A 24,485-nucleotide genomic window follows, 5' to 3' on the forward strand; every position below is an offset into this window, starting at 1 on the left:
TAGTTATGTATCAGTATAACGAAGTTGACCAACAATTGGTTAATGAACGCGTTGAGCAATATAGAGATCAGACCCGCCGTTATTTGGCCGGAGAGCTATCAGAAGATGACTTCTTAGCACTTCGCCTAATGAATGGGCTGTACGTGCAACGCCACGCACCTATGTTGCGTGTTGCAGGCCCATATGGCATGTATAACTCAACCCAACTACGTAAACTGGCACATATTGCCCGCACTTACGATAAAGGTTATGCGCATTTCACAACACGGACCAATATTCAGTTCAATTGGCCTAAATTAGAGGAAGTGCCTGATATTCTAGCCGAATTAGCTAGCGTACAGATGCACGCTATCCAAACATCCGGTAACTGTATCCGTAACACAACAACAGACCAATTTGCTGGCGTAATTGAAGATGAGATTGAAGACCCTCGCCCTTACTGTGAGATTATTCGTCAGTGGTCTTCTCTACATCCAGAGTTTGCTTATCTACCACGTAAATTCAAAATTGCGGTATCAGCAAGCCCTACTGACCGAGCAGCGACACAAGTACACGACATCGGCTTACACATCGTCAAAAACGAAGCTGGTGAAGTAGGATTTGAAGTCCTTGTTGGTGGTGGTTTAGGCCGTACACCGGTCATCGGTAAACAGATTCGTCCGTTCCTTGCGAAAGAAGATTTGCTGTCATACTTAGAAGCGATCGTGCGTGTGTACAACCTAAACGGTCGCCGTGATAACAAATATAAAGCCCGTATCAAAATATTAGTTCAGAGCATGGGGATTGATCAGTTCCGTGAGCTAGTTGACGCCGAATGGGAACAGATACGTGATACAGATTTAAAACTACCTAGTACAGAGATTGATCGGGTAAAAACGTTCTTTACTCCGTTTGAGTATGATCAAACAGCTAAGGACGATACGACACTTGAGCAAAAGCTTGTTGAGGATGATGCGTTTCGGACTTGGTATGAACGTAATACGGTTAACCATAAAGTAACGGGCTACCGCATTACTTATATATCGCTAAAACCTTATCTAAAACCAGCCGGCGATGTCACTGACCAACAGTTAGACCTTATTGCTGATTTAGCAGATAAATATAGCTTTGGTGAAATTCGTGCGACACACAACCAAAACTTAGTTTTGGCTGATGTTAAAAACAGTGAGTTATATGCAGTTTGGCAAATACTGACAGACGCCAACCTTGCACGACCTAATATTGGCACATTAACCGATATGACCGTTTGCCCAGGGGGTGACTTCTGCGCCTTAGCTAACGCTAAAACACTCGGTATTGCAGACCAGATCAACCGTAAATTTGAAGATATGGATTATGTCCACGATCTAGGTGATCTGAAGCTTAACATGTCCGGTTGTATCAATGCCTGTTCTCATCACCACGTTGGCCACATCGGCATTCTAGGTGTAGATAAAAAAGGTGAAGATTGGTATCAAATCACCTTAGGTGGTGACGATGGCTCCAATGCTGCCTTAGGTAAAGTAATGGGTAAATCTGTTGCCTCAGACGAAGTCGCAGATACTCTCCAAAAAGTAATTGAAGTTTACGTTGAAAATCGTTTTGAGAATGAACGCTTTATCGACACATTCCAACGTATTGGAATGGCACCATTTAAGGAGTACGTATATGCCCCTGCTAATTAATCGTGAAGTAGTTGCAGATAACTGGTCTTTACTAAATGAAGAAAGTTTCGCACCAGAAGCAACACTAAGCTCAGGCGATATTATCGTACCTTATGCTTTGTATTTAGAACATAAAGCGCGACTCGCCGAGCATAATGGACAAATCGCACTTCAAGTAAATGGCGATGACGACCTAACCGAGCTTCAGGAAAACCTTGATCAATTTCCTATGATTGCTATCGACTTTCCTATTTTCCGCGATGGCCGAGGTTTTAGCATTGCTCGCATACTCGTTCGCGCGGGCTATAAAGGTGAAATTCGTGCGACCGGTGATATTGGCAGAGATCGACTTGCTTATATGGAACGCTGCGGTTTTACCGCTATACAAGTTGCTGATGATCAATTTAAACCTGAGATGCTAGATGCATTTGGTGAGATCAGTAATTTTTACCAGAGCGCTACCGATAATATTCGTGCGGTATATCACCAATAAGCATTGGCCGAATAATAGTGACGGTGAGGGTCCCTATCATGAGTGAACAAATTAGTTCCGAATTACAAAGCAAAGTCATTGCAGCAGCGGCCTTACTCAACAAAGGCTTCAGCGACTATGATGGTTCAATTGTCTTTGCTAACAGTCTTGGCGCCGAAGATGTTGTTATCGCTGATTTAATCAGTAAAAACTGCCCTAACATCAGAAACTTCGTGTTAGATACAGGCCGCCTACCTGAAGAAACGCTTAAACTTTTGACGGATGTTCAAGCCCACTACCCCAACCTAAAGGTTGATGTGTATTACCCCGAATCTGCGGATGTGGAAGGCTTTGTTGCTGAAAACGGAGTCAATGCTTTTTATGAATCACAAACTCTGCGTAAAGGCTGCTGCTTTGTTCGTAAAATCAAGCCGCTAAAACGCGCTTTAGCAGACAAAAAATCATGGATTACAGGTTTACGCCGCGAGCAATCTGTAACCCGTGACGAGATTCAATTTGAAGAGTGGGATGAAGGCAATAATATGCACAAACTCAACCCTCTAGCTGATTGGTCAGAAAAAGAAGTTTGGGCCTATATAAAAGCCAACAACGTTCCTTACAACGAACTACACGATAAACATTATCCGAGTATTGGTTGCGCACCTTGCACCCGTGCCATATCTATGGGTGAAGATGTTCGTTCGGGTCGCTGGTGGTGGGAAAACCCTGAAAATCGCGAATGTGGTTTACATCCGGCCACGCCCTTAAATTTTAAGAATTAAACCGGCTCTAGGTCAAACGGAGTTTGACTTGGACAGGAGACCACAATTCTGCACCTATCTTACAACTCACAAAGTTGCAGCGCCTTTAAATTTAAAGACGTTGCTCTACCATTAGATAGGTTGCAGATTTATGTCTTACAGTTCGCTAATAACAGCTTAAATCTAATAAACCCATCTGCTCCTATGAATACAGCAGTAAAAATAACAAATATCTTATTAGATTATATAAAGACCCCATGCAGCATCTTCCCTATACTATATATTTTCGTATTCTCCCTTTAATCTCTCAGTTTGATAACCCCTAATTTGGCATCTACTGTTAAACTATAGAGACTGAGAATCTGCTTTAATGCTGGAGTAACATTTGTGGATTATTTACCTCTTTTTTTCAAACTCACTGATCAAAATGTACTACTCGTCGGCGGTGGCAATGTAGCTTTACGCAAAGCCCGCCTGCTTTGTCGATCAGGTGCGAGTGTAACGGTCATAGCCCACCATGTATGCGATGAGCTCCAACAACTATTGGATGAGTCCTCAGGGCTATCCATTATAGGCGAATACCACGCAGATCTACTTAAAGATAAAATTCTTGTAATCGCCGCAACCGATGATCAAACACTAAATGAGCGCGTACATTTTGATGCGATTGATCGCAACCTACCCGTCAATGTCGTAGACAGCCCAAAACTATGTACATTTGTATTCCCAGCGATCGTTGACCGTTCTCCAGTAGTGATAGGTATATCATCTGGGGGTAGCGCTCCTGTACTTGCAAGACTGTTAAGAGCGCGCTTAGAAACATGGATTCCTAAGTCCTACGGCAAACTAGCAAGCATTGCCAATCATTTCCGGGATCGTGTAAAAGCAAAGTTCAGTACTGTTAATCATCGCCGCGTCTTTTGGGAAAATGTTCTACAAGGACAAATCGCTGAAAAGGTATTTGCTGGTCGCGATGCTGAAGCTATAGAGCTCATAGAAAATAAAATCGCACATGATGACCCTGACCATCAAGTCGGCGAAGTTTATCTTGTAGGTGGAGGTCCAGGTGATCCTGAGCTGCTCACCTTTAAAGCTTTACGTTTAATGCAGCAAGCCGATGTAGTGCTTTACGATGCTCTTGTCTCTGAGGCCGTATTAGATCTCTGCCGACGCGATGCTGATCTTATCTTTGTTGGTAAAAAACGTGATAACCATGCCCTGCCTCAGGAAGGTATCAACGATCTATTGGTAAACCATGCACAACAAGGGAAACGAGTTGTACGCTTAAAGGGAGGAGACCCCTTTATCTTTGGCCGCGGCGGTGAAGAGCTAGAAACCCTTAAAGCCAATAACATCCCTTTCCAAGTTGTACCCGGTATAACCGCAGCAAGCGCGTGCTCCACCTTCGCAGGCATTCCGTTAACCCATAGAAATTATGCGCAATCGGTCAAGTTTGTTACGGGTCAGCTCAAAAACCGCACTACCGATCTAAACTTCCACGAACTGGTTCATCCTAATCAAACTGTTGTCTTCTATATGGGTCTTCATACCTTACCGATTCTAAGCAAAAAACTTATCGAACATGGCAAGCCTGGAGATACACCAGCAGCAATTGTTTCCCGTGGGACATTGGCAGATCAGAAGGTTTTAACAGGCACGTTAGACACATTACCTGAGCTACAAGAGAAAGCCCAATTACCCGCTCCCGCATTAATTATTGTAGGAGAAGTTGTTTCCCTTCATGAGAACCTTAGCTGGTTTGGAGAAGAGGTACTGGCGCAAAATCTCACGCCTGTAAAGGCAGAGGAGTAATAAGCACTAACGCGTAGTGATCAGCCTTAAAGGATGCACTACGCTGCTTAATAGGGGCTATCTATTTAATAAATTGCCATAGCCACCAGATAGAAGCCCATAGAACCCCTTAGCCACCCTATTTAGGGCAAAATAGAAATCTGACTAGGGGTGATTATTTACTCTGTGAATCCATCTGCTTTTGTTTAACTTGATCAAGTAGCTCAACCGTTACCTTAGTTAAACCATTATTACGTGCTGCTTTTTCAACCTTGTGGCGAATTAGTTTTCGTACAAAAAAAGGCGCTGCATCAACTCGCTCCTTGGCTGCCGGTTCCCACTCTAGTTTTTCTGCCATTCTTTACACCACTCTATAGAACTATATTACGAAGCCCTGCATTATACGCCGACATAAAGATAAACCAAGCGGAAGAATAACCCTAAGAAACAATAAAGAGTTATCCATTTTTTCTGTTGATAACTCTGTGCATTGCTTGGGGGGATAACGCTTAAAAGCCCTATTAACAGGGGCTATAGGAATATGTTCACAATCTAACACATCCCCGCTAGAGCAGTGAATAAGAGCAAATTCACTCCGATATTGATGGCTATTTTTTAAACAAGGAAGGTCTTACCGCTTTGACAGATAAGGTGCTTTCATACTTCTCTTGTGGCGGGTATTTGTCTTTATTGCGCTGCGGCTTCGAACGCTTTTTCTTAGGAGGCCTTAAACTTTCAGAGGACTCGATAAAAGCTCCATTCTCTATATAAGGAACTGGACGTAGTTTTATTTTCTGCTTAATCAACCCTTCTATTCGTTTCAAAAATTCGCGCTCAGCTGGGGACACTAAGGAGATAGCTTCACCCTTCTCCCCCGCTCGTCCTGTACGGCCAATACGATGTACATAAGCCTCAGGAACATTAGGTAGATCATAGTTCACTACATGAGGCAGAGATTCGATATCAAGACCACGGGCAGCCACATCTGTAGCTACTAAAATTTGCAGCTCCCCTGAGATAAATTCACCCAACATGCGGATTCTTTCCCGCTGAGTTTTATCCCCATGTATAGCCGCTGCATCGATTCCCTCTTTTTTCAGGTAATCAGTTACTTCATCGACCCGCTTTTTAGTACGAACAAATACTAAAGCCTGTCCCCATTTCCCCTCTTTAATTAAGTAACTCAACACATCGGCTTTATCACTATTATCAACCGCATATGCAAACTGCTTGATCTGACTTGCCGTCGAGTTACGGGGATTTACTTTGACTTTTTTGGGGTTATTTAGATAAAAATCAGCCAGCACTTCGATGCTTTCGTCCGCGGTGGCAGAAAACAACAAGGTTTGGCGGGGCTCTGCCGCATACTCCATGATTTTCTGAATCGGTTCGATAAAGCCTAGATCCAACATACGATCCGCTTCATCTAAAACTAGGAACTCTAAATGAGCTAAGCTAATCACCTTTTGCTGAATAAGATCCAATAAACGACCTGGAGTTGCGACCAGTATATCCGCCCCACGTTTTAATTTTCGAATCTGATTATCAACCCGCACACCACCATAGATAGAGATCACTCGCATGCCTAAAGCCTGCCCGTATTCCAGTGTGCTATCACCAACCTGAATAGCGAGCTCTCGTGTAGGCGCAAGCACTAAAGCTCTAACATGCCTGTATTCAGGTGACGGAGCCGTCTTGCTAAGCATCTCAATAATAGGTAAGGCAAAACTAGCTGTCTTCCCCGTACCCGTTTGTGCCTCAGCAAGAAGGTCTTCACCTCGTAAAACCAGTGGGATCGCCTTTGCTTGAATCGGCGTTGGCTTTTTATAACCAAGCATCTGCAAGGTTGATTGCAGTTCAGGACACAAAGCTAAATCGGAAAAAAAGGCTACATCGCTCATTCAGGTAGAAACCATCCAGAAAATCATTTGAATCTTATTTTACCTTATCTCTTCTCAACAACGCAGCGTTTTAACTACGATGTATTAAACCTCAACCTTTATCTATTAGTCACTCTCATTACAAAAAGCCTGTATAGACACTGCTTATGATGACCTCACTGATAACATAAAAGATTTAAAACTAGAAAGAGATACTGGTATTCAACCGATTCAAGCAGAAGGGAACAATATTATTTTCGAGGCATGTCACATATCTAACTAAAGATTGAACCAACAGCGCAAAAACAAAAAACCAGACATCAGATGTCTGGTTTTTTATTATGCGAAAAAGAAACAGATTATTGCGCAGCCTGACGCTTCTCTCTCCAGCGCTGCAACAACCCTTTGCGCGGTTCTTCTTCAGCAGTAATCGCCGGTTCACTCATAATCATCGCCTTCGCATTAGCATCTAAGCCACTCATAAAAGCTTCAACCTTAGATGTATAGTCATTATTACCACCTAATGCCTCATTCATCTCTTTATGGGAAAGCTTCTTGCTCACAACCGTTGCTTTAACGCCTATCGAACTAGCTTTAGCTGCAAAAGCGTTAGCTTGGGTGCACGCACCTTTACGGGTTGAAGAACAAGTAATTAAGAAAGGTGGCGCATCTGATTTCAACTGATGTAAAGGCGATGCCTTAACCCAAAAATCTGAACTTGCACCAAAGGCATCGTCATAAAAGCCATAATGTCTTGCACCCATGATAGTAGGTACATCTAACACAGCACTATCCAACAAAATGGTGCCTAACCAAGACTGACCACCCATTGCTTTGTGCGCACTGATAGAAGATGACACTAAACCAAGAAGGTGAGCACCGGCAGAATGACCCATTAAGATGAACTTTTCTGGATTTCCACCCCAACTTTTAGCTTTATTTTGAGCATAGATTAACGCGTTACGTACATCTTCCGCCTGCTGCACAGGATCAGTAGCTCTAGGTAATAAACGATAGTTCACCGAAATAAAAATAAATCCAGCAGGAAGCCAACGCTCTAACTTATTCTGAATTACGCTTTTTGATTCTTTATCGCCCATTTTCCATGCACCACCATGCACCATAAAAACAACAGGGGCATTACTTAAACCATCACGTGTATATACATCAAATTTATTCGCTCGATCAGGACCGTAGGATATATTTTTAAATGTTTTTATATCACTTGCCCCATAATCTGTAGATGTTTGCCCAGTCACACAAGCACTCAAGCTGAGAAAACTGAATAATAAGATCAATCGCTGGATTACTATATTCTTGAAAAGCATCTAATAACTCCTAATCTTTTAACCTGTGTACCAAAATGAATTTTCATCCCTACATAGGCCAATATAAAGCGCATACCAATAATAATTAATGTTAAAGAAGAACCCAAAACCATAGCCAATCCACACTAGTTAGACATGAATTTGGCTTAAAAGTTCTCTATTTATGGAGTCTACAACTACAAAAAACCATAATAACGCCACCAGTATCAGATTAATCAACTGAATAAAGAGTGAATCAATGAATTACAGTGTTAGTGAAAATAGATACAACCGCTCAACCGCTTCTGTAGTTTCAGTTGGCTCTGTAGATAACTGTTGTAAAACATCTAATACGCCAGAAAATACAGCAGGGGTTTCAACGCGTGGCTGCGCCCAATCATAAACAGGATCACCTGTAGGATGAATTAAAAAAGCGGTATGGCTAAAAGTAAGACCATAATCATCACTTTCAACCACTTGTAACTGCTCACCTACATTGAAAACTAGAAATATACGGCCATCAATATGTTTAGCAACTTGGCTATATACCGCATTATGAGGGTTATCTAAAATATAATCTGCGCTCCACGTTGAGCTGCCTTGGTCATAACGGTAATACACTAAGCGCTTCTCAACCGGCCAAACTAGATGGATATTTCCTTGATCGTCAACCGCGGCACTATAGTGGCTTCCGTAAGGGTCATGAAAACCAGCATCAGTTGCTTCCAAGACTACCGGATCACTCCAAGCGTCATTTTCAGCTAACTGAGTAAAGTTCAACGTGCTACGCGCAGCACCACTAACATCTGAAACATCGGTATAAATTAAAGCGATACCTTCCCCAATATTCAAAAGACGTCCAGCTTTGCCGGGGCGTTTGTTTTCAGTGCCAAAGGTACCGTTTGATGTCCATCTAAACAAAGGGTTATTACTTGAATAACTAACCAACTGCACAACTTTATTTAAAGTAGCCCGAGTAAATACAACATGTAGTTTCTGATCTGAAGTGATAGCAATCGTAGGCGCACTGGGCGTTTGGGTTAAGCTCCTAAAGATTCTTTTTTTCTTCAAATTCCACCATGTGGACGTCAAAGCGTCGTAGCTCAAACGGGAATACCAGATCTCTTTATTACAACTGTAAACAATATGAAGTCGATTATTCTCCAACACCATATCAGCAGTGGACTCATTATTACTGCAATTTAAATCAACGGCCTCTTCCCAATCAGTTTGACCAGCCTGCTTAGTCATTAAAGCAAGAGCACCTTTAGATTCACTCTCTCGATCACCAAGATTAAGCATTAAATGCTGAGTTCCATCATCAGTAATAAAAAACCGTTCTTGATGGCGATAAGAGATCATTCGCTCTGCAGTACCCGTAAGATTTGTAAATCCTTGGGTAATAATCTCAGCATTAGAGGCTGTTGGATAAACCAACAAACCCATAAAAAAGACAAAAAATAGGCGGTATTGAATACAGGGGAACTTCATCCTTAAATTCCTATGCGGCAGTTATAATCGATTGAAAAATCCGAAGATTAAAAGCGAACAGAGCTCGTATTGAGCATTTATTGTACAGGGTACTCTTTTACTTAAGAAACTCAATTAATTACGCAAATTTATGCATGAAAAATACTCACTAATCACCTCTTAAATCAAAATCGCGGAGCTTTCTCAGCTCAGATTTATATACCGCTTCCATATTGATCTTGTAAAAGCGTTATATCGTATCTAAATGCGGGCACCATTATAAATAATAGGCTAAAGCATTTATAGCTATTTCCTCTAAACTGTTTTCTTCATTAAATATGAAGTTAGGGGCTTAGCTGTAATTCAGATTAATAGCCGAACTGCGCACAACTCATCTTCAAAAAAGCCATAAATTTGGAAGTTATATATAAATTATTATATGACTTTTTTACCCACACATACTGTGGATAACTTAGTGCATAGTTTTGGGGTAGATTGCTCAAACGCACAAATTACCTTGTTTCTAGCCAATCGTTTAATTTTTAATCCAAGAAAAATTAAACCTTTAATTTCAATAAGTTAAACAAATCAATAAAAATTTATCTATTTTTTGAAAGTAAGACCTGCACACTTGACAGTTTATTTTTTAGCCTGTGCAAAAGAAACGAGAAAAACGGTGAAACCCGAGAGCAACACCGTTTTAAATTCACTTAACAGTGATTATCAGTTTGGAGTAGAACGGTAATGCTCAGGAACCTTCACCTTCTTACCTTTTACAGTTCGAGTGTGACCCGGTACATGCACCTTCTTTTTCCCTTTTTGAGTTTTAGCCATGACTAAACTCCTAAAAAAGAGAAGAACTTGTAGACACCAAGCATGACTAACGAGATAATTCATCTGCGAGTCCAGTTAACCATACTGGCCCTCCAAAGATAGTTCTTCGGGCTCCTTTGGAGGATATGCAAAGCCTTATAAGTGCCAGCTTATAAGGCTTTTTAATTTCTACTCTTCCGGCAGTTCTAGCTCTATATGTGTTTTAGGAATACAGCAGCAAGTTAGAATTTCATCATCCTGAAGATCTAATAAGCTTTCTTGCACATATTCAACTTCACCTTCGATTAAGCGCACTTTGCAACAACCACAATAACCGCCACGACAGTTGTAAGGTGCAGGTATCTCTTGAACCTCTAGCGCATCCAACAACGTAGTTTCATACTGATAATAAAAGGTATGGTGGTTATTAACTTTGATCCTTGATGGGCCAGCCATATAATATGTCCTTAAAGATCAAAGCCGTCAAAATCATCATCGCCCATTTCGTTGTCAATTTGACCAACTAAGTATGAGCTTATTTCTGCTTCCTGCGGTGCAACCTGAACATTGTCACTCACTAACCAAGCATTCATCCAAGGGAGTGGGTTCTGACAAGCAGGGAAGATCTCTTCTAAATTCAGCGCTTTCATACGAACATTTGTAATGTACTCTACATAGTCCGATAAGATTTTAGCGTTTAGACCAATCATTGAACCTTCACGGAATAAGTATGTTGCCCAATCTTTCTCTTGTTGGGCAGCTTCCTTAAAAATCCCATAAACTTCAGGCTCGCATTCCTTCGCAATCTCTTTAAACACAGGATCATCTGCACCAGATGCCATAATATTCAACATATGCTGAGTCCCCGTTAGATGAAGTGCTTCATCACGAGCAATCAGTTTAATAATTTTAGCGTTACCTTCCATAATAGCTCGCTCTGCAAAAGCAAAAGAGCAGGCAAAACTGACATAGAAACGGATCGCTTCAAGTACATTGATAGAGACCAACGTGAGGTAAAGCTTTTTCTTCAAATTGCGTAATGAGGTGTCAAACACTTTACCATTAATGGTGTGCAAACCTTCGCCATGAATGCTGTAGGCACTGGAAAGGTTAATAAACTCATCATATAAACGTGTAACGGAATCAGCGCGGCGAATAATTTCGGGATTCGTTACGATCTCATCAAACACCTCTGATGGCTCAGTGATTATATTACGGATTATGTGAGTATAAGAGCGACTGTGGATCGTTTCACTAAATGCCCATGTTTCAAACCATGTCTCTAGCTCGGGCAAAGATACAACAGGCAAAAATGCAATATTAGGTGAGCGCCCTTGTACAGAATCTAGCAAGGTTTGATATTTTAAGTTACTCAAAAAGATATGCTTTTCATGTTCCGGCATATTTATAAAGTCTTTACGGTCAGTAGATAGATCTACCTCCTCAGGACGCCAGAAAAATGAAAGCTGCTTTTCGATTAACTTTTCAAAAATTGGATATTTCTGCTTGTCATATCGAGCAACGTTGACGCTTCGGCCAAAAAACATCGGTTCTTTAGTTGCATCATGAGTACTGTGACTGAACGTGGTGTACGCCATCGATATATTCGTTCCTGAAATTTTATAATTATGACGCCTGTAATATAAGGATTACAGGCAAGCTCTACCTATCTAATCGGGAAATGCATGCAGATTAAAGCTTGCATGCTCCACCTTCGCACCCAGCATCATCCGCTTGATCTGAAGCACCGTCGCGCGTGTTGTGATAATACAAAGTCTTAACCCCGTATTTATAAGCCGTCAATAAATCCTGCAATAACTGCTTCATCGGCACTTTATCATTTGGGAAACGGGCAGGATCATAGTTGGTATTAGCAGAGATCGATTGATCGACAAACTTCTGCATAATCCCCACCAACTGTAGATAGCCTGTATTATTAGGAAGATCCCAAAGTAGTTCATACTGTTCACGTAACTCAGTATATCCAGGAACAACCTGTTTCATGATCCCATCTTTACTTGCCTTCACAGAAACGTAACCACGCGGTGGTTCGATACCATTTGTCGAATTAGTAATCTGGGAGGAAGTTTCACATGGCATTAACGCCGTTAGAGTACTGTTACGCAGGCCAAACTCACGTATATCTTCGCGTAAAGTTTCCCAGAAGTAATGTAACGGCTCTTCACAGAACTCATCCACTTCACGCTTATAGGTATCAATAGGAAGAATACCCTTAGAGTAAACGGTCTCATTAAATTTTGAACATGGGCCACGTTCTTTAGCTAATGCATTTGAAGCCTTAAGTAGGAAGTACTGCACTGCTTCAAATGTTTTGTGCACTAAACCATTAGCTGAACCATCTGAATACTTAACACCGTTCTTCGCTAAATAATAAGCAAAGTTAGTCACACCTACACCTAGAGGGCGGCGATTCATTGTCGATGTATGAGCCGCAGGAATCGGGTAATCTTGATAATCCAATAAGTTATCTAAGGCACGTACCACTAGATCAGCAAGGTTCTCTAGTTCACTAAGGTCATTAAGAGCACCTAAGTTAAAAGCAGACAAAGTACAAAGCGCAATCTCACCTTCTGGATCGTTTACATGCTGCAAAGGCTTAGTTGGCAATGCGATCTCAAGACACAGGTTAGATTGTTTAACCGGCGCGACAGCAGGATCAAACGGACTATGTGTATTACAGTGGTCCACGTTCTGAATGTAGATACGGCCCGTTTGTGCACGTTCCGCCGCTAAAATACCAAACAGTTCAACCGCTTTAATGGTTTCTTTGCGGATCGATGGGTCGTTCTCATACTTAACATACAAACGTTCAAACTCATCTTGATCAGCAAAAAATGCTTCATACAAACCTGGCACTTCATGGGGACTAAACAGTGTAATATCACCGCCTTTGATCAAGCGGGTGTACATCAATTTATTAATCTGCACACCGTAATCTAAATGGCGAACACGGTTTTCTTCAACGCCTCTGTTATTTTTCAATACCAGAAGTGATTCCACTTCTAAATGCCAAATGGGGTAAAACAGCGTCGCAGCCCCACCACGAACACCACCCTGTGAACAGGATTTAACCGCTGTCTGGAAATGCTTGTAAAAAGGAATACAACCCGTGTGATAGGCCTCACCGTTGCGAATCGGGCTACCTAGAGCTCGAATACGACCGGCATTAATACCAATACCTGCACGCTGAGAAACATATTTAACAATAGATGCAGACGTAGCATTAATTGAGTCTAAGCTGTCACCACATTCAATCAGAACACAAGAACTAAACTGACGTGTTGGCGTACGCACACCAGCCATAATAGGAGTAGGCAGTGAGATTTTAAATAAGGACGTCGCATCATAGAAACGTTTGACATAATCCAAACGTGTCTCCGCCGGATAATCGGCAAAAAGACAAGCCGCCACCAGCATATAAAGAATCTGTGGGCTTTCGTAAACTTCACCGGTAACTCGGTTTTGTACAAGATACTTCCCTTCTAGCTGCTTAACAGCTGAATAGGAAAAGTTCATATCACGCTTATGTTTTAAGTAGCCATTAAGAACATCCCAATCTGCTTCTGAATAATCTTCTAACAGATGCTTATCATAACGCCCGTCTTCAACCTGCTTTTTAACATGGGCATAAAGATGAGGAGGCTCATACTGACCAAAGGCACGTTTACGCAGATGAAAAATAGCTAAACGTGCGGCTAAATACTGATAATCGGGAGAGTCTTCTGATATTAAATCCGCAGCGGACTTAATAAGTGTCTCGTGAATATCGAAAGTACGCATACCTTCAAAAAACTGCAAATGTGCTTTTAATTCTACTTCAGAAGGTGATACGGCATTTAATCCTTCCGCAGCCCAGATAACAACCTTATGAATCTTTTCCAGATCAACCAGTTCTTGGCGTCCATCCCTTTTCGTTACCATCAGATCTTGCTGCATGCGACCTTCCAATTTGAAGACTTTATAATTGTTAGTTAGTACGCTGTATTACGCTTCATAATAGGGCAAAAGAACACCCCTTTAAAAAGCGGAACCTATAATAGTGCGGCTCTCAGCTTTATCTACTCTACTTATTCAGCCAGACACAACATGTAGTAGCATCAATGACTCAAGGCACTAAATATAGTGATCCCAGTGTTTATTGCAACACTTGATTTTGGACTTTGGAGGGTGTAGGAACCATTAAATAAATGCTAAAACATCCATATAGCGGGGCTTACAGCGAATCCATTACATAACCACCTAGATGACATTTTTTTAAAAAAAATTAATCAAAAAAGAAGCATCAAAATACGTGCCAAAAGCAAGCAAAAAAATAATGTAATTCCCCCATCATTTCGCAGGATCCTTATGCACTATTTTTAGTGTAATTTATCAGAGCAACCACCATATTTAAACCTTGATAACACAACTTATTCAGGTTTATAGCACTGATCCTATTTAGATACTGAAGTCAACCCAAGTACCCTTCATACTATCTTTACTGTATAATTTGGGCCCACGTTTTAGCTTAAGCAATGAGGTGGCTATATGCGCTTGGCAGAAATTGAAAATATTGCACTCAACATAGGTCTAGTTGTCTTTGCAGGCTTTATCTTTTTTATTATCTACGACTTAGCAAAAAAATCGAAAGCTGGTAAGTTTGGCACCATCATCTTATTTTTTGCGCTGGGTTTAGGCTTAGCAGCCTTCCTAGTTAAAACAATTATTGTAGAATTGATGGAGGGCGGCTCCTTCTAAAACATCGCTATCAATAGAGCGATAGAACCAAGAATCCTTGTAACACTGGCAGCTAAGACTTTTTCAATACAGCTTCTGATATATGTTCCAGCTCACCTGTCTTCGGCTTAACCACATAAGCACTACCAAAGCCAACCACATACCGCCCCTCAATAGGCCGGAGACAAAAAAGGTAAAAATCAGGCAAACTTCTTAACATACCAACGACATTACCAAACTTTTTTTCTAACTTATCGAGCAGCAATGGATAATGACTCTCACTCGAGAGCACTTCATGGGCTTCACATTTAAACGTCAGACGTTCGCGAGCAAATAAGTTCCGGCTTCCTTCTTCATCCGCTATAAACATTACGGAAGCTAAAGGGTTACGTAATAAATTTTGTGTATGGGCCGCTAGCTCGCTAATGAAAATATAAAAATCACCCTCCTCATCACGCACAAAAGGCGCATAGCTAATTTCTGGAAAATCCTCCCCCAAAGTTGAGAGTAATAAGGTACTACTTGCTTGCTGTAAATTTCTACAATTAGTCTCCAGCAACATTAATTTGTCAGACTCAACATCGCTCATTACCCGTTCTCCAATTCAGCTTAAAACCATAAATCTCTTATAAAAAAAGAATATACTATTAAAACTCCTCCATTATGGTCGATACTATAAGTGGAACACATGAAGAAGTCCTGCTAGGTTTGTGAACGATTACATTGCTTTCGGTCTAAACCTTTAGAAGTCGCAGGTTCATTAATCGCGTAGGGTTGATATCAACAACTACGCAGACAGTGTCGATCAAGGTGTTTGTCATGGGCGAGCAAAAAATATTTATCCGCCATCCAGATGAGTTTCCTATAGAACTTGATTTACAAGAGTCACATCAAACTATATCTGGCACATCTCAGCTCCAATTAGTCTGCCACTCAGAAAAACCTTTCCACTCAGGTGAAGCTATCGCCATAAAAATACCCAGCATTGCATCACAACTGGAAGTAAGTGGAACAATTGATAGCTGTGAAAACACACCTAATGGCTACGAACTAGGCATCACATTTAATGGTTCTGATGCTCTAAATAGAATTCGCATGCTTGAACAACTATGCTACATACAACGCTATCGCAACCATGTACTCAAGGTTGAGGGGCGCACAATCTCCAATCAAGATGCAGCTTTGGAGTGGATAGGAAAATATGCACATCTTTTCCCCTGCGTAGAAGATCCAGTCGACTCATAACAACTAGATCAGTTGTTGTCATTATAGATAGGGTTATAATGCTTCTTTTCCAGTGATGATGGACGATTGATAGCTATGCAGCAAAAAACCATAACGGTCGCAAACATTGAAATAGCCAATGACAAACCTATGGTGCTATTTGGTGGTATGAATGTTTTAGAATCCCGTGATTTAGCAATGAAAATTGCCGAGCACTACGTTGAAGTTACGACAAAACTCAACATCCCTTACGTTTTTAAGGCCTCTTTCGACAAAGCCAACCGCTCCTCTCTCACATCATTTCGTGGCCCTGGCCTTGATGAAGGCCTAAAAATATTACAAGAGATTAAGGAAACCTTTGACGTTCCCTTAATTACCGATCTACATGAGCCCTATCAAGCCGCTCCTGTTGCAGAAGTGTGCGATATTATCCAGCTACCAGCCTTCCTCTCTCGTCAGACTGATCTTGTTGAAGCAATGGCTACAACCAATGCAGTAATCAACATAAAAAAAGCACAATTCCTCGCACCTCAAGAGATGAAACACATTTTGCATAAATGCGAAGAAGCCGGTAATGATCAACTCATTCTCTGCGAGCGCGGTTCAAGCTTTGGCTATAACAACTTAGTAGTGGATATGCTCGGTTTTTCCATAATGAAAGAGTTTGGCTATCCAGTCATGTTTGATGCTACCCATGCACTGCAAATGCCTGGTGGGCGCGCCGATTCCGCCGGTGGCCGCCGAGCACTGGTTGCGCAACTTTCTCGTGCAGGTTTATCGCAAGGTATTGCAGGGCTCTTTTTAGAAGCTCACCCAGATCCAAATCAAGCTAAATGCGACGGCCCTTGCGCTCTTCCTCTCAGCACACTTGAACCTTATTTAGCGCAAATGAAAGCAGTGGATGAACTAGTAAAAAGCTTCCCCCACTTAGATACCTCTATATAAAAGCGCCTGACCTTGCTATAAGTCCTATATATGACAAAGAAATAAGCCCATTATTGAACTATGGGCTTACTCTTTTATAATTCATTGGTTAGCTAATAAACCTCTTATCCAACTCAGTACCAGACTATTAGCTACTGACTTATTGCTACACTCTTATCGATGATAAGCGTATACAAACTAAGGATAGGTTTTAATGTTCCATGAGTGATACTGCAGATTCAATTTATCAGTCGTTACAAGAAGGCGCTATACTGGGGCCTGAGCATCACCGTTTTCAACTGATAGGTAATAGCTCAACACACCTTGTTGGCCAATTATGGCAGGCCAAGGATATTGATGTTGCCGGTAATCCGCTTGTTACCCTCTTGATTATCAACCCCACCCTCCTAAAACAAACCAGTTTTGCAGAAGGGATTAAAAAACATGCAGCCCTAAGCAAACAACTGCAAAATAAACATATTGCAGAATGTTATGGTTTTTTCCCCCACAAAGGCGGACTACTACTCCTATCTTATGAAAAACTGGATGGCCTAACACTTAGCGGATTCATTAAAGCGGGGCAGCAACTTCAAATAGCTCAACGGCTAGGTCTACTCCGACAGGTCGCTTATGCTGTTGACATGAACTTCCAAAAACTACGCAGTCCACACGCTTGTTTATCACCTGATGCTATTTATATAAACCGAAAAGGCGGGGTTAAACTGACCTTATCTGCCTTAAGAGAAACACTAGAATCAATTGCCGATCTACTAACAGCCCCACCCAGCTACAAAGCCTATCAATCTCCCGAAGCCTTCCATCCGGGCAAACTGACTCGTAAAACTGATGTATATTCTTTTGCCGCTATCATTTACGAAGTATTTACCGGCAAGCCACCCTTTGATGTAAATGAGTCGGAAGCAGATCGGGTACGAAAGCAGTTAGAACAACCAACAGATTTAGACGATGAACAATGGGCAGAACTCCAAAAAGCATTTTCCACTGATACAGAGGAACGTTTCGCTAGCTGCACAGAGTTAATGAAAGCTATCTTCCCGCCCAAAGCTGAAGAAGATAGTAACGATGAGTCAGAAAAAGAGCAGCCTAACGCAGGAATAGAAAGTGAAACAGACGACGAGAATAGCTCACCCTCATCTATAAAAGACAAGCTAAAAAGCACAGTTAAACGATCAAAAAAGCTACTAACCGCACCTCCCAAGATTGTAATTTACACACTGATCGGCTGCTGTATTTTTATTGCTGGTTACCTATCGGGCTGGGCCGTTTCAGAGTTAATAAACTTTAAAGAAAAAGACTTCCAAACTTTACAAATTGCCAAACAACAAGAAGCTTTACAGCAAATGTACGATTCTCTACAAGCTCAACAAGAGATACAAAGCCGAGCCGAGCAAGAGCTAAACGACGCATTACAAAACAACTCATTACTTGAACAAGAATTATTATCTGCTCGGAAAATGCTAAAGGCAGCAGAACCTGACACACCGGGTCAACAGATTTTTAAAGATCAGATCGACAACACAACCTACGGCCCTGAGATGGTATTACTACCCTCCGGCGAATTTCGTATGGGTGATCAAGCAGGGATTGGAGACGATAACGAAAAACCTGTGCATCTTGTTAAAATCCGTAAACCTTTTGCTTTATCACGCTTTGAAGTGACTTTTGCTGAATACGACACCTTCGCCAAAGCAACTAAACGCCCTCTACCTGACGATGAAGGCTGGGGCCGAGGCAACCAGCCAGTAATCAATGTAACTTGGCGGGACGCCTCTGCCTATGTCGAATGGCTTAGCCACGAGACAGGTCATCCTTATCGCCTACCAACCGAAGCAGAATGGGAATACGCGGCACGAGCTGGAACCCTAAGCACTTACTGGTGGGGCGATGAACTCAAACCTAACATGGCAGTCTGTTCCGGATGCGGTAGCGAATTTGATGGCGTTAAGCCTATGCCCGTTGGCAGCTTCCCCGCTAACCATTGGGGTCTACATGACATGACAGGAAATGTTGATGAATGGGTGGCAGACTGCTATACCAACAGCTACAAAACAACACCTAGAAATGGCTCAGCTTATACGGAAAAAGTTTGTGAAAGCCGAGTTATGCGAGGGGGTTCTTGGTTTGAGATTGATCGTTTAATTCGACCCGCCAGCCGCTACCGGCATCCAGTAGACTCAAAACGTAACAGCTGGGGCTTCAGAGTCGCACTAGACTTTGAATAAAGAACGGAACGCTTTAGAGCAACAACCAGAAAGCCTAGGTTCATTCTAACATTGATAGATTAGGGACTCGTTCTCAGGGAATATTCCATATGCAAATTAACAAAATCAGTCTTGCTCTTTGCCTCGCGGGATTCACCGTTTTATCCGCGCAAGCCACTACATTACAGATAAGCTCTGAACAGAGAGAATCTATCGACCTAACCTTATACAACCAAAATTTAGGTTTAGTCCGTGAAACTCGCGAATTACCCCCTTTAAAAACCGGACAATCGGTGACCCTTGAAGATGTAAGCAAACAGCTACAAGTCGAAAGCTTACTCATAGACAATGCCGGTAAAATACTTGAGCAAAACCTGAATACCAACCTGCTTAACCAACAGAATTTACTGCAACATTTTGTTGGCAAAGAGCTAAAACTTGCACGCTTAAATCCCGTATCCGGAAAAGAGATTATCAGCTCAGTGAAATTGCTGAGCATCGATGGCAGCCGCGCATTGATTAAACGTAATAACAGTTTTGAAAGCATCCCTCTAAATAACGGCTGGCGTTTTATTTTTCCAAACCTGCCAAGCCAACTGCTCGCTAAACCAAGCGTAAGTTTCCGTTCGTCTGGCACATCTAAAGCCCAACTAACAGGTATAAGCTACCTAACGAGCGGATTAAGTTGGGACATGGATTACGTTATGACGCTTAACGAAGCGGGCACACAAGTCACTCTTGATGGTTTAGCCAGCCTAACAAACAACACTGGTGCTGATTTTAAAGACGCTCAGATCTCTTTAGTGGCAGGAGACTTAAATAATCCAGGCGCACGCCATGCAACCGCACTGCAAGAAGATTTCTCTAATATGGTAATGGCTCGCGGAGCCGCCGCACCTAAATCACTAAGTGGAGAAAGCATTGGCGATTTCCATCTGTTTAGTTTGCCGCGCAAAGTAGATCTATTAAATGGCCAAGTGAAACAGGTATCCTTCCTCACCGCAGAAAAAGTGCCCGTCAGCCGTAGTTATGATTATGAATTTTTGGTTTACCCAACACTGGAACGTAACCAGCATCGCGTTAAACCTAACTTAACCCTCAAATTTTTGAATGATCAAAAGTCTCATTTAGGTATGCCGCTACCGGCAGGAAAAATCAGAACCTTCAGCCCTGATAGCAAAGGCCAACTTCAGTTTATGGGCGGCAGCAGTATCAACCATACCGGGGAAGGGGATGAAGTCGAAGTGACTCAAGGCAAAGCCTTTGACCTATCGATCCACCGTAAACAGATCCACTTCAGCACAGTGTTTAATGGTTTTAAAGTGGGACAAGAACTTCGCATTACTAACAGCCGCTCCACCCCTGCGGATTTAGTTATGACGGCAAACTTCCCTCTCGTTTGGGAGATGGAAAGCAGCAACATCGAGTTCGAAAAAGTACTTGGCGGCAGTGCCCAATGGAAAATAAAAGTCCCTGCAAAAGGAGAAAAGGTTCTTCGCTTCCACGTTAAGATGGAGAAACGGTAAACCTTGCTAACTCATTATTGCTCTGGCTGCGGCCTTATCTCAAACTGGTGCTGTTGCAGCCAGAGCACTCCAACAACAAGTCGCGTAAAGCTTGCACTCCTTCTCCACGAGAACGAACCCTCAAGACCTACGACCACTAGTAAGATCATCTTAAATACCATTCAAAACACCCAAGCTTATCTGTGGAAACGAAATGAACCACCACTCGAGCTAATTCAACAGATCGAAGATAAAAACACTGATGCTTGGCTACTCTTTCCCGCCGATAGGGAAGAACTTAAAGTCCGGCAGCAGGAAATCAAACTGAATACTGGGCATGAAACCCTAATTATTGTGCCCGATGGCACATGGAAGGAGGTTCGAAAAATTGTCCGAAAAAGCCCTTGGTTAGATCAATTACCTCTTCTAGCCTTTGATCCAAAAACGCCCAGCAGATATGACCTAAGACGAAATCCCGACCCTGATCATTTATGTACAGCGGAAACGGTCATTGAACTGCTAAAGCTGTGCGATGAACTTAGTCCTGCCACCCAACTGACTCAAGCCTTTGATGCATTTATCACGCACTACAAACAATCAAAGCGCCATTAATGGCAAAGCCGCCTCTTATAACGGCGATTGCTTCGCTCGCCAATAATCAGCTTTAAGAGAATCAGCTACCTGCTCTAGCTCTCCTTGAGCATAAGTATCAACTAAACGTTTAATCGCTAATTGGTGTCCCTGCTCTGCCGCTTTAGTATAGAAACTTAGCGATTTTTCAGCATTCGGCTGAAAATAATGTTCATACCCATTCTCAAAAATACGCCCCATCTGATACTGCGCTTTTTCATCACCCTTTTCCGCAGCTTGTTGCAAATATATGCCACCCTGAATCCGGTTTTGTATACCATCCCCTTTAAAGTGCAAAAGATGGCCATAAACGCTCAATGCTTTCTTATGGCCGTTATCAGCACAGAAACGAAACAGCTTCATAACGAAGTTATGCTTTTTAAGAGACTTTTGCTGCATAGATGAACGAAATAGAGCATAAGCGACCACAAAAACAAGCGGCGCTAACAGCCTCGAAATAAAGCGCATAACCTTCTCCTACTACAACTATCACAGCAATTAAAAAGCCATAATATCAACTACCGGTAATCTTATGGAGAAAAACTTCATCTAAAAACCACTTGATACAATATATGCTTCTACGCTAAAACTTATATTATCAATCAAACATAAAAATCAGCGCTTATATTCATTTTAGATATATAGGCCATCAAAAGGATTCTAGGGTAGCAAAATGAAAATTTACGAAGATAACTCCCTTACCATTGGTAATACGCCGCTAGTACATCTTAAGCGCCTCGCTCCTGGGCTAAATATTTTCGGTAAAATTGAGTCCCGCAACCCTGCAGGTTCTGTAAAATGTCGTATTGGCGCTAATATGATCTGGTCTGCAGAAAAAAGCGGCGTTCTTAAACAAGGGATAACTATGGTTGAACCCACCAGCGGCAATACCGGTATCGCGCTGGCATTCGTAGCAGCCTCCCGTGGTTACGATATTATATTTACGATGCCATCCTCCATGAGCCTTGAACGCCGTAAAATCATGAAGGCACTCGGCGCCAACATTGTCTTAACTGAACCAGCAAAAGGCATGAAAGGTGCTATTGATAAAGCACAAGAGATTGTAGATAAAAACCCTGATACTCATATCATGCTGCAACAATTTGAGAACCCAGCTAATCCAGAGATCCACGAAAAAACAACAGGTCCTGAAATCTGGAACGACACCGATGGTGCGGTGGATGTTGTTGTTGCAGGTGTAGGTACGGGCGGCACCATTACCGGTATCTCTCGTTATATTAAAAACCAGCAAGGTAAAGCAATCACCTCTGTTGCGGTAGAGCCGGTTGATTCACCCGTTATTTCGCAGACACTTAATGGCGAAACCGTAAAACCCTCTCCCCACAAAATCCAAGGGATTGGCGCTGGCTTTGTGCCTAAAAATTTAGATTTGGCGTTAATTGATCAGGTCGAACAAGTCAGTAATGAAGATGCAATTGCAACCGCTAAACTGTTAATGGAAAAAGAAGGCATTATGGCAGGCATCTCTTGCGGCGCAGCGGTTTGTGCAGCTATGCGTGTGGCAGAACAACCAGAACACGCCAATAAAAACATAGTCGTTATTCTACCGGACTCTGGCGAACGTTACCTATCTTCTGCTCTATTTGAAGGCATGTTCAGCGATAACGAATCGGTTCAATAAATAAAACGGACGTAGCACACTTACAGACACAAAAAAGCCGGATGAGATAACAGATCCGGCTTTTTACTATCCTTTCAAAGATACCTACGATCGCTTAATTACTAACAACTACCTAATTAAGCAATTTTCTAATATCCGCATGGGAAGGGAACACCTCTAAATGATCCGCATGCACTTCATGGTCACTACTTTTAAATACGTTGTACCACTTCGCTCTACGCTGCTGTCCCTGATAGCACCCATTTACTTCATAATTCTCGCCATCTACCGCTAAAATAGCGATAGTGCGAACATGTATATCCGTCTGCATTTTATTCTCTGACCCACATTGTAGTTTTTATACTGACACCCTAGTACAAATCCTACAAATTGCAAGAAATAGAACAAAAAACAGACAGATTAATAAATAGAATGTAGTAAAACTACAATCTCCTAAATACTCTATCCGTTGATATTTTCTAAAAACACACGTGAAGGCGCAAAGAATGCCTGCCCAGTTACCGCTCGGGTATATTTTAACAGGTGATCGGTATGACCTTCACCATCCCCTTCCACCATACTTTTTAACATGAGCGTAAAGTTTTTCGGCGTACAGCAGTAACTCGCAAAAAGAAGCCCACACTCCTGTGTATCACCATAGGGCATGCTATGGCGAAGAATCTCAATAGAGTTTCCATCGCTGTCTTTTAAGGACGTCCTTTTAGTGTGAGCCGTAAGTGCCTTATCTGTAGAGGCGAACTCCACATTATCCTCTTTCGTTCTACCGTATGTCTCTTCCTGCTTTTTTACCGGCTGCTTATTCCAATAGGCCATATTGTGAACATAGCGCTGCAGATGAATATAGGAACCACCCGCAAAGTTTTGATCTTCCTCTCCAACAACGGCAACCCCTATTCGATCATCACCTTGTGGGTTTTCAGTTCCATCGACAAAACCTGTGAAGTCGCGCATATCAAAATATCTAAACCCATCGACCTCCTCAACTACCTGAACCGCATTCCCTAACTCAGCACAGAGTTCCCGCGCTAGCTGGAAATTGAGATCTTTCCTTTCTGAGCGTATATGAAAAAGCAGATCCACTGGCGTATTAGGTGCAACATTCTCACCATTTTCAAAACTAGGAAACGCAGCTAACTCCGCCGGCGCCCCAGTATCGATGATTTGTGACCAATAACTACTGCCTATCGCCGCCACTAAACACAACTCAGCCTCAGGTTCTAACTGGTTATACTTTTCCTCAAGCGCTGTAACATCCGCTAAGACCTGCTTAACACGCTGCTTAGCACCTTCGTTGCGCGTTTGATTTAACGTTAAAAAAAGTGCTGAACGGTTCGCCTCAGCCACTATCCCCTTTTGATACAACGCCATTACTCACCTCTTTATCAAAACAACTTCGCTTAAGTATAAAACCAATACCACCAAGTCACATTAAAGATCATGGATTAATTCACTAATAACAGCTAC

23 protein-coding genes are annotated in these 24,485 nt (G+C 42.1%); 11 read left to right on the plus strand and 12 right to left on the minus strand.

Annotated elements, in window-relative coordinates:
* Window positions 1-5: 5 nt before the first annotated feature.
* From A3774_RS01450 to cysG, 4 genes are all read left to right on the plus strand, one after another.
* Window positions 6-1,664: a nitrite/sulfite reductase gene (locus A3774_RS01450; RefSeq protein WP_067862280.1), complete on the plus strand. Its 1,659-nt coding sequence runs from the start codon at window positions 6-8 to the stop codon at window positions 1,662-1,664.
* Window positions 1,648-2,136: a DUF934 domain-containing protein gene (locus tag A3774_RS01455; protein WP_067862282.1), complete on the plus strand. Its 489-nt coding sequence runs from the start codon at window positions 1,648-1,650 to the stop codon at window positions 2,134-2,136. The genes A3774_RS01450 and A3774_RS01455 overlap by 17 nt, the downstream gene beginning before the upstream one ends.
* A 38-nt stretch (window positions 2,137-2,174) precedes the next feature.
* Window positions 2,175-2,897, plus strand: coding sequence for a phosphoadenylyl-sulfate reductase (locus A3774_RS01460; RefSeq protein ID WP_067862284.1), 723 nt, complete (start codon window positions 2,175-2,177; stop codon window positions 2,895-2,897).
* Window positions 2,898-3,263: 366 nt separating this feature from the next.
* Complete coding sequence (gene cysG / locus A3774_RS01465; RefSeq protein WP_067862286.1) at window positions 3,264-4,688, plus strand: siroheme synthase CysG; 1,425 nt, start codon at window positions 3,264-3,266, stop codon at window positions 4,686-4,688.
* 154 nt (window positions 4,689-4,842) lie between these two features.
* Here cysG and A3774_RS01470 read toward each other — a convergent pair whose 3' ends face one another.
* The 8 genes from A3774_RS01470 to nrdA all read right to left on the minus strand — a co-directional run bounded on the left by A3774_RS01470 (window position 4,843) and on the right by nrdA (window position 14,094).
* A complete protein-coding gene (locus tag A3774_RS01470; protein WP_067862288.1) occupies window positions 4,843-5,025 on the minus strand; it encodes a PCP reductase family protein in 183 nt (60 codons plus the stop codon).
* Window positions 5,026-5,275: 250 nt separating this feature from the next.
* Entirely contained in the window at window positions 5,276-6,568 is a 1,293-nt protein-coding gene (locus A3774_RS01475; RefSeq protein ID WP_067862290.1) for a DEAD/DEAH box helicase, read from the minus strand.
* A gap of 338 nt (window positions 6,569-6,906) precedes the next feature.
* Entirely contained in the window at window positions 6,907-7,875 is a 969-nt protein-coding gene (locus tag A3774_RS01480; RefSeq protein WP_067862292.1) for an alpha/beta hydrolase, read from the minus strand.
* A gap of 243 nt (window positions 7,876-8,118) precedes the next feature.
* Window positions 8,119-9,345 (minus strand): hypothetical protein, encoded by a 1,227-nt coding sequence (locus A3774_RS01485; RefSeq protein WP_067862294.1) that lies wholly within the window; start codon window positions 9,343-9,345, stop codon window positions 8,119-8,121.
* A 702-nt stretch (window positions 9,346-10,047) separates the two neighbouring features.
* Window positions 10,048-10,221, minus strand: a complete 174-nt coding sequence (locus A3774_RS16720; protein WP_197467987.1) for a hypothetical protein — start codon at window positions 10,219-10,221, stop codon at window positions 10,048-10,050.
* 105 nt (window positions 10,222-10,326) lie between these two features.
* Window positions 10,327-10,593 carry a class I ribonucleotide reductase maintenance protein YfaE gene (yfaE, locus tag A3774_RS01490; RefSeq protein ID WP_067862296.1) on the minus strand — a complete coding sequence of 89 codons (267 nt, stop codon included), beginning with the start codon at window positions 10,591-10,593 and terminating at the stop codon, window positions 10,327-10,329.
* Window positions 10,594-10,604: 11 nt separating this feature from the next.
* Window positions 10,605-11,735, minus strand: a complete 1,131-nt coding sequence (gene nrdB / locus A3774_RS01495; protein WP_067862298.1) for a class Ia ribonucleoside-diphosphate reductase subunit beta — start codon at window positions 11,733-11,735, stop codon at window positions 10,605-10,607.
* 94 nt (window positions 11,736-11,829) lie between these two features.
* Window positions 11,830-14,094, minus strand: a complete 2,265-nt coding sequence (gene nrdA / locus A3774_RS01500; protein WP_067862300.1) for a class 1a ribonucleoside-diphosphate reductase subunit alpha — start codon at window positions 14,092-14,094, stop codon at window positions 11,830-11,832.
* A gap of 591 nt (window positions 14,095-14,685) precedes the next feature.
* Between nrdA and A3774_RS01505 the strand changes: the two genes are divergently transcribed.
* Window positions 14,686-14,895: a DUF2788 domain-containing protein gene (locus A3774_RS01505; protein ID WP_067862302.1), complete on the plus strand. Its 210-nt coding sequence runs from the start codon at window positions 14,686-14,688 to the stop codon at window positions 14,893-14,895.
* Between the two features lie 52 nt (window positions 14,896-14,947).
* On the opposite strand, the gene A3774_RS01510 is transcribed toward A3774_RS01505, so the two are convergent.
* Complete coding sequence (locus A3774_RS01510) at window positions 14,948-15,463, minus strand: HugZ family pyridoxamine 5'-phosphate oxidase (RefSeq protein ID WP_067862304.1); 516 nt, start codon at window positions 15,461-15,463, stop codon at window positions 14,948-14,950.
* A 230-nt stretch (window positions 15,464-15,693) separates the two neighbouring features.
* On the opposite strand from A3774_RS01510, the gene A3774_RS01515 reads away from it, so the two are divergent.
* The 5 genes from A3774_RS01515 to A3774_RS01535 all read left to right on the plus strand — a co-directional run bounded on the left by A3774_RS01515 (window position 15,694) and on the right by A3774_RS01535 (window position 21,361).
* Window positions 15,694-16,119 (plus strand): hypothetical protein, encoded by a 426-nt coding sequence (locus tag A3774_RS01515; protein ID WP_067862306.1) that lies wholly within the window; start codon window positions 15,694-15,696, stop codon window positions 16,117-16,119.
* 75 nt (window positions 16,120-16,194) lie between these two features.
* The gene (kdsA, locus tag A3774_RS01520; protein ID WP_067862308.1) at window positions 16,195-17,043 is read left to right on the plus strand and encodes a 3-deoxy-8-phosphooctulonate synthase; all 849 of its coding nucleotides are present in this window, start codon (window positions 16,195-16,197) and stop codon (window positions 17,041-17,043) included.
* A 200-nt stretch (window positions 17,044-17,243) separates the two neighbouring features.
* On the plus strand, window positions 17,244-19,265 hold the full coding sequence (locus A3774_RS01525) for an SUMF1/EgtB/PvdO family nonheme iron enzyme (protein ID WP_067862310.1): 2,022 nt from the start codon (window positions 17,244-17,246) through the stop codon (window positions 19,263-19,265).
* 89 nt (window positions 19,266-19,354) lie between these two features.
* Entirely contained in the window at window positions 19,355-20,770 is a 1,416-nt protein-coding gene (locus tag A3774_RS01530; RefSeq protein ID WP_067862312.1) for a DUF4139 domain-containing protein, read from the plus strand.
* Between the two features lie 3 nt (window positions 20,771-20,773).
* Complete coding sequence (locus tag A3774_RS01535) at window positions 20,774-21,361, plus strand: tRNA-uridine aminocarboxypropyltransferase (RefSeq protein ID WP_067862314.1); 588 nt, start codon at window positions 20,774-20,776, stop codon at window positions 21,359-21,361.
* Window positions 21,362-21,376: 15 nt separating this feature from the next.
* On the opposite strand, the gene A3774_RS01540 is transcribed toward A3774_RS01535, so the two are convergent.
* Window positions 21,377-21,847, minus strand: coding sequence for a tetratricopeptide repeat protein (locus A3774_RS01540; RefSeq protein WP_067862316.1), 471 nt, complete (start codon window positions 21,845-21,847; stop codon window positions 21,377-21,379).
* A gap of 205 nt (window positions 21,848-22,052) precedes the next feature.
* Between A3774_RS01540 and cysK the strand changes: the two genes are divergently transcribed.
* Complete coding sequence (gene cysK / locus A3774_RS01545; RefSeq protein ID WP_067862318.1) at window positions 22,053-23,021, plus strand: cysteine synthase A; 969 nt, start codon at window positions 22,053-22,055, stop codon at window positions 23,019-23,021.
* Window positions 23,022-23,133: 112 nt separating this feature from the next.
* On the opposite strand, the gene A3774_RS01550 is transcribed toward cysK, so the two are convergent.
* Both A3774_RS01550 and A3774_RS01555 read right to left on the minus strand, forming a co-directional pair.
* Complete coding sequence (locus A3774_RS01550) at window positions 23,134-23,331, minus strand: hypothetical protein (protein WP_067862320.1); 198 nt, start codon at window positions 23,329-23,331, stop codon at window positions 23,134-23,136.
* A 131-nt stretch (window positions 23,332-23,462) separates the two neighbouring features.
* A complete protein-coding gene (locus A3774_RS01555; RefSeq protein ID WP_067862322.1) occupies window positions 23,463-24,389 on the minus strand; it encodes a Dyp-type peroxidase in 927 nt (308 codons plus the stop codon).
* Window positions 24,390-24,485 lie beyond the last annotated feature (96 nt).

The organism is Neptuniibacter marinus (assembly GCF_001597725.1).
GTDB lineage: Bacteria > Pseudomonadota > Gammaproteobacteria > Pseudomonadales > Balneatricaceae > Neptuniibacter > Neptuniibacter marinus.

Coding starts and splice junctions, on each gene's coding strand:
- A3774_RS01530 (WP_067862312.1), top strand. CDS start 19,355: ATGCAAATTAACAAAATCAGTCTTGCTCTTTGCCTCGCGGGATTCACC.
- A3774_RS16720 (WP_197467987.1), bottom strand. CDS start 10,221: ATGAATTATCTCGTTAGTCATGCTTGGTGTCTACAAGTTCTTCTCTTT.
- A3774_RS01555 (WP_067862322.1), bottom strand. CDS start 24,389: ATGGCGTTGTATCAAAAGGGGATAGTGGCTGAGGCGAACCGTTCAGCA.
- A3774_RS01505 (WP_067862302.1), top strand. CDS start 14,686: ATGCGCTTGGCAGAAATTGAAAATATTGCACTCAACATAGGTCTAGTT.
- A3774_RS01540 (WP_067862316.1), bottom strand. CDS start 21,847: ATGCGCTTTATTTCGAGGCTGTTAGCGCCGCTTGTTTTTGTGGTCGCT.
- kdsA (WP_067862308.1), top strand. CDS start 16,195: ATGCAGCAAAAAACCATAACGGTCGCAAACATTGAAATAGCCAATGAC.
- A3774_RS01510 (WP_067862304.1), bottom strand. CDS start 15,463: ATGAGCGATGTTGAGTCTGACAAATTAATGTTGCTGGAGACTAATTGT.
- A3774_RS01470 (WP_067862288.1), bottom strand. CDS start 5,025: ATGGCAGAAAAACTAGAGTGGGAACCGGCAGCCAAGGAGCGAGTTGAT.
- A3774_RS01485 (WP_067862294.1), bottom strand. CDS start 9,345: ATGAAGTTCCCCTGTATTCAATACCGCCTATTTTTTGTCTTTTTTATG.
- A3774_RS01450 (WP_067862280.1), top strand. CDS start 6: ATGTATCAGTATAACGAAGTTGACCAACAATTGGTTAATGAACGCGTT.
- A3774_RS01480 (WP_067862292.1), bottom strand. CDS start 7,875: ATGCTTTTCAAGAATATAGTAATCCAGCGATTGATCTTATTATTCAGT.
- A3774_RS01550 (WP_067862320.1), bottom strand. CDS start 23,331: ATGCAGACGGATATACATGTTCGCACTATCGCTATTTTAGCGGTAGAT.
- nrdB (WP_067862298.1), bottom strand. CDS start 11,735: ATGGCGTACACCACGTTCAGTCACAGTACTCATGATGCAACTAAAGAA.
- yfaE (WP_067862296.1), bottom strand. CDS start 10,593: ATGGCTGGCCCATCAAGGATCAAAGTTAATAACCACCATACCTTTTAT.
- cysK (WP_067862318.1), top strand. CDS start 22,053: ATGAAAATTTACGAAGATAACTCCCTTACCATTGGTAATACGCCGCTA.
- A3774_RS01475 (WP_067862290.1), bottom strand. CDS start 6,568: ATGAGCGATGTAGCCTTTTTTTCCGATTTAGCTTTGTGTCCTGAACTG.
- A3774_RS01460 (WP_067862284.1), top strand. CDS start 2,175: ATGAGTGAACAAATTAGTTCCGAATTACAAAGCAAAGTCATTGCAGCA.
- A3774_RS01525 (WP_067862310.1), top strand. CDS start 17,244: ATGAGTGATACTGCAGATTCAATTTATCAGTCGTTACAAGAAGGCGCT.
- nrdA (WP_067862300.1), bottom strand. CDS start 14,094: ATGCAGCAAGATCTGATGGTAACGAAAAGGGATGGACGCCAAGAACTG.
- A3774_RS01515 (WP_067862306.1), top strand. CDS start 15,694: ATGGGCGAGCAAAAAATATTTATCCGCCATCCAGATGAGTTTCCTATA.
- A3774_RS01455 (WP_067862282.1), top strand. CDS start 1,648: ATGCCCCTGCTAATTAATCGTGAAGTAGTTGCAGATAACTGGTCTTTA.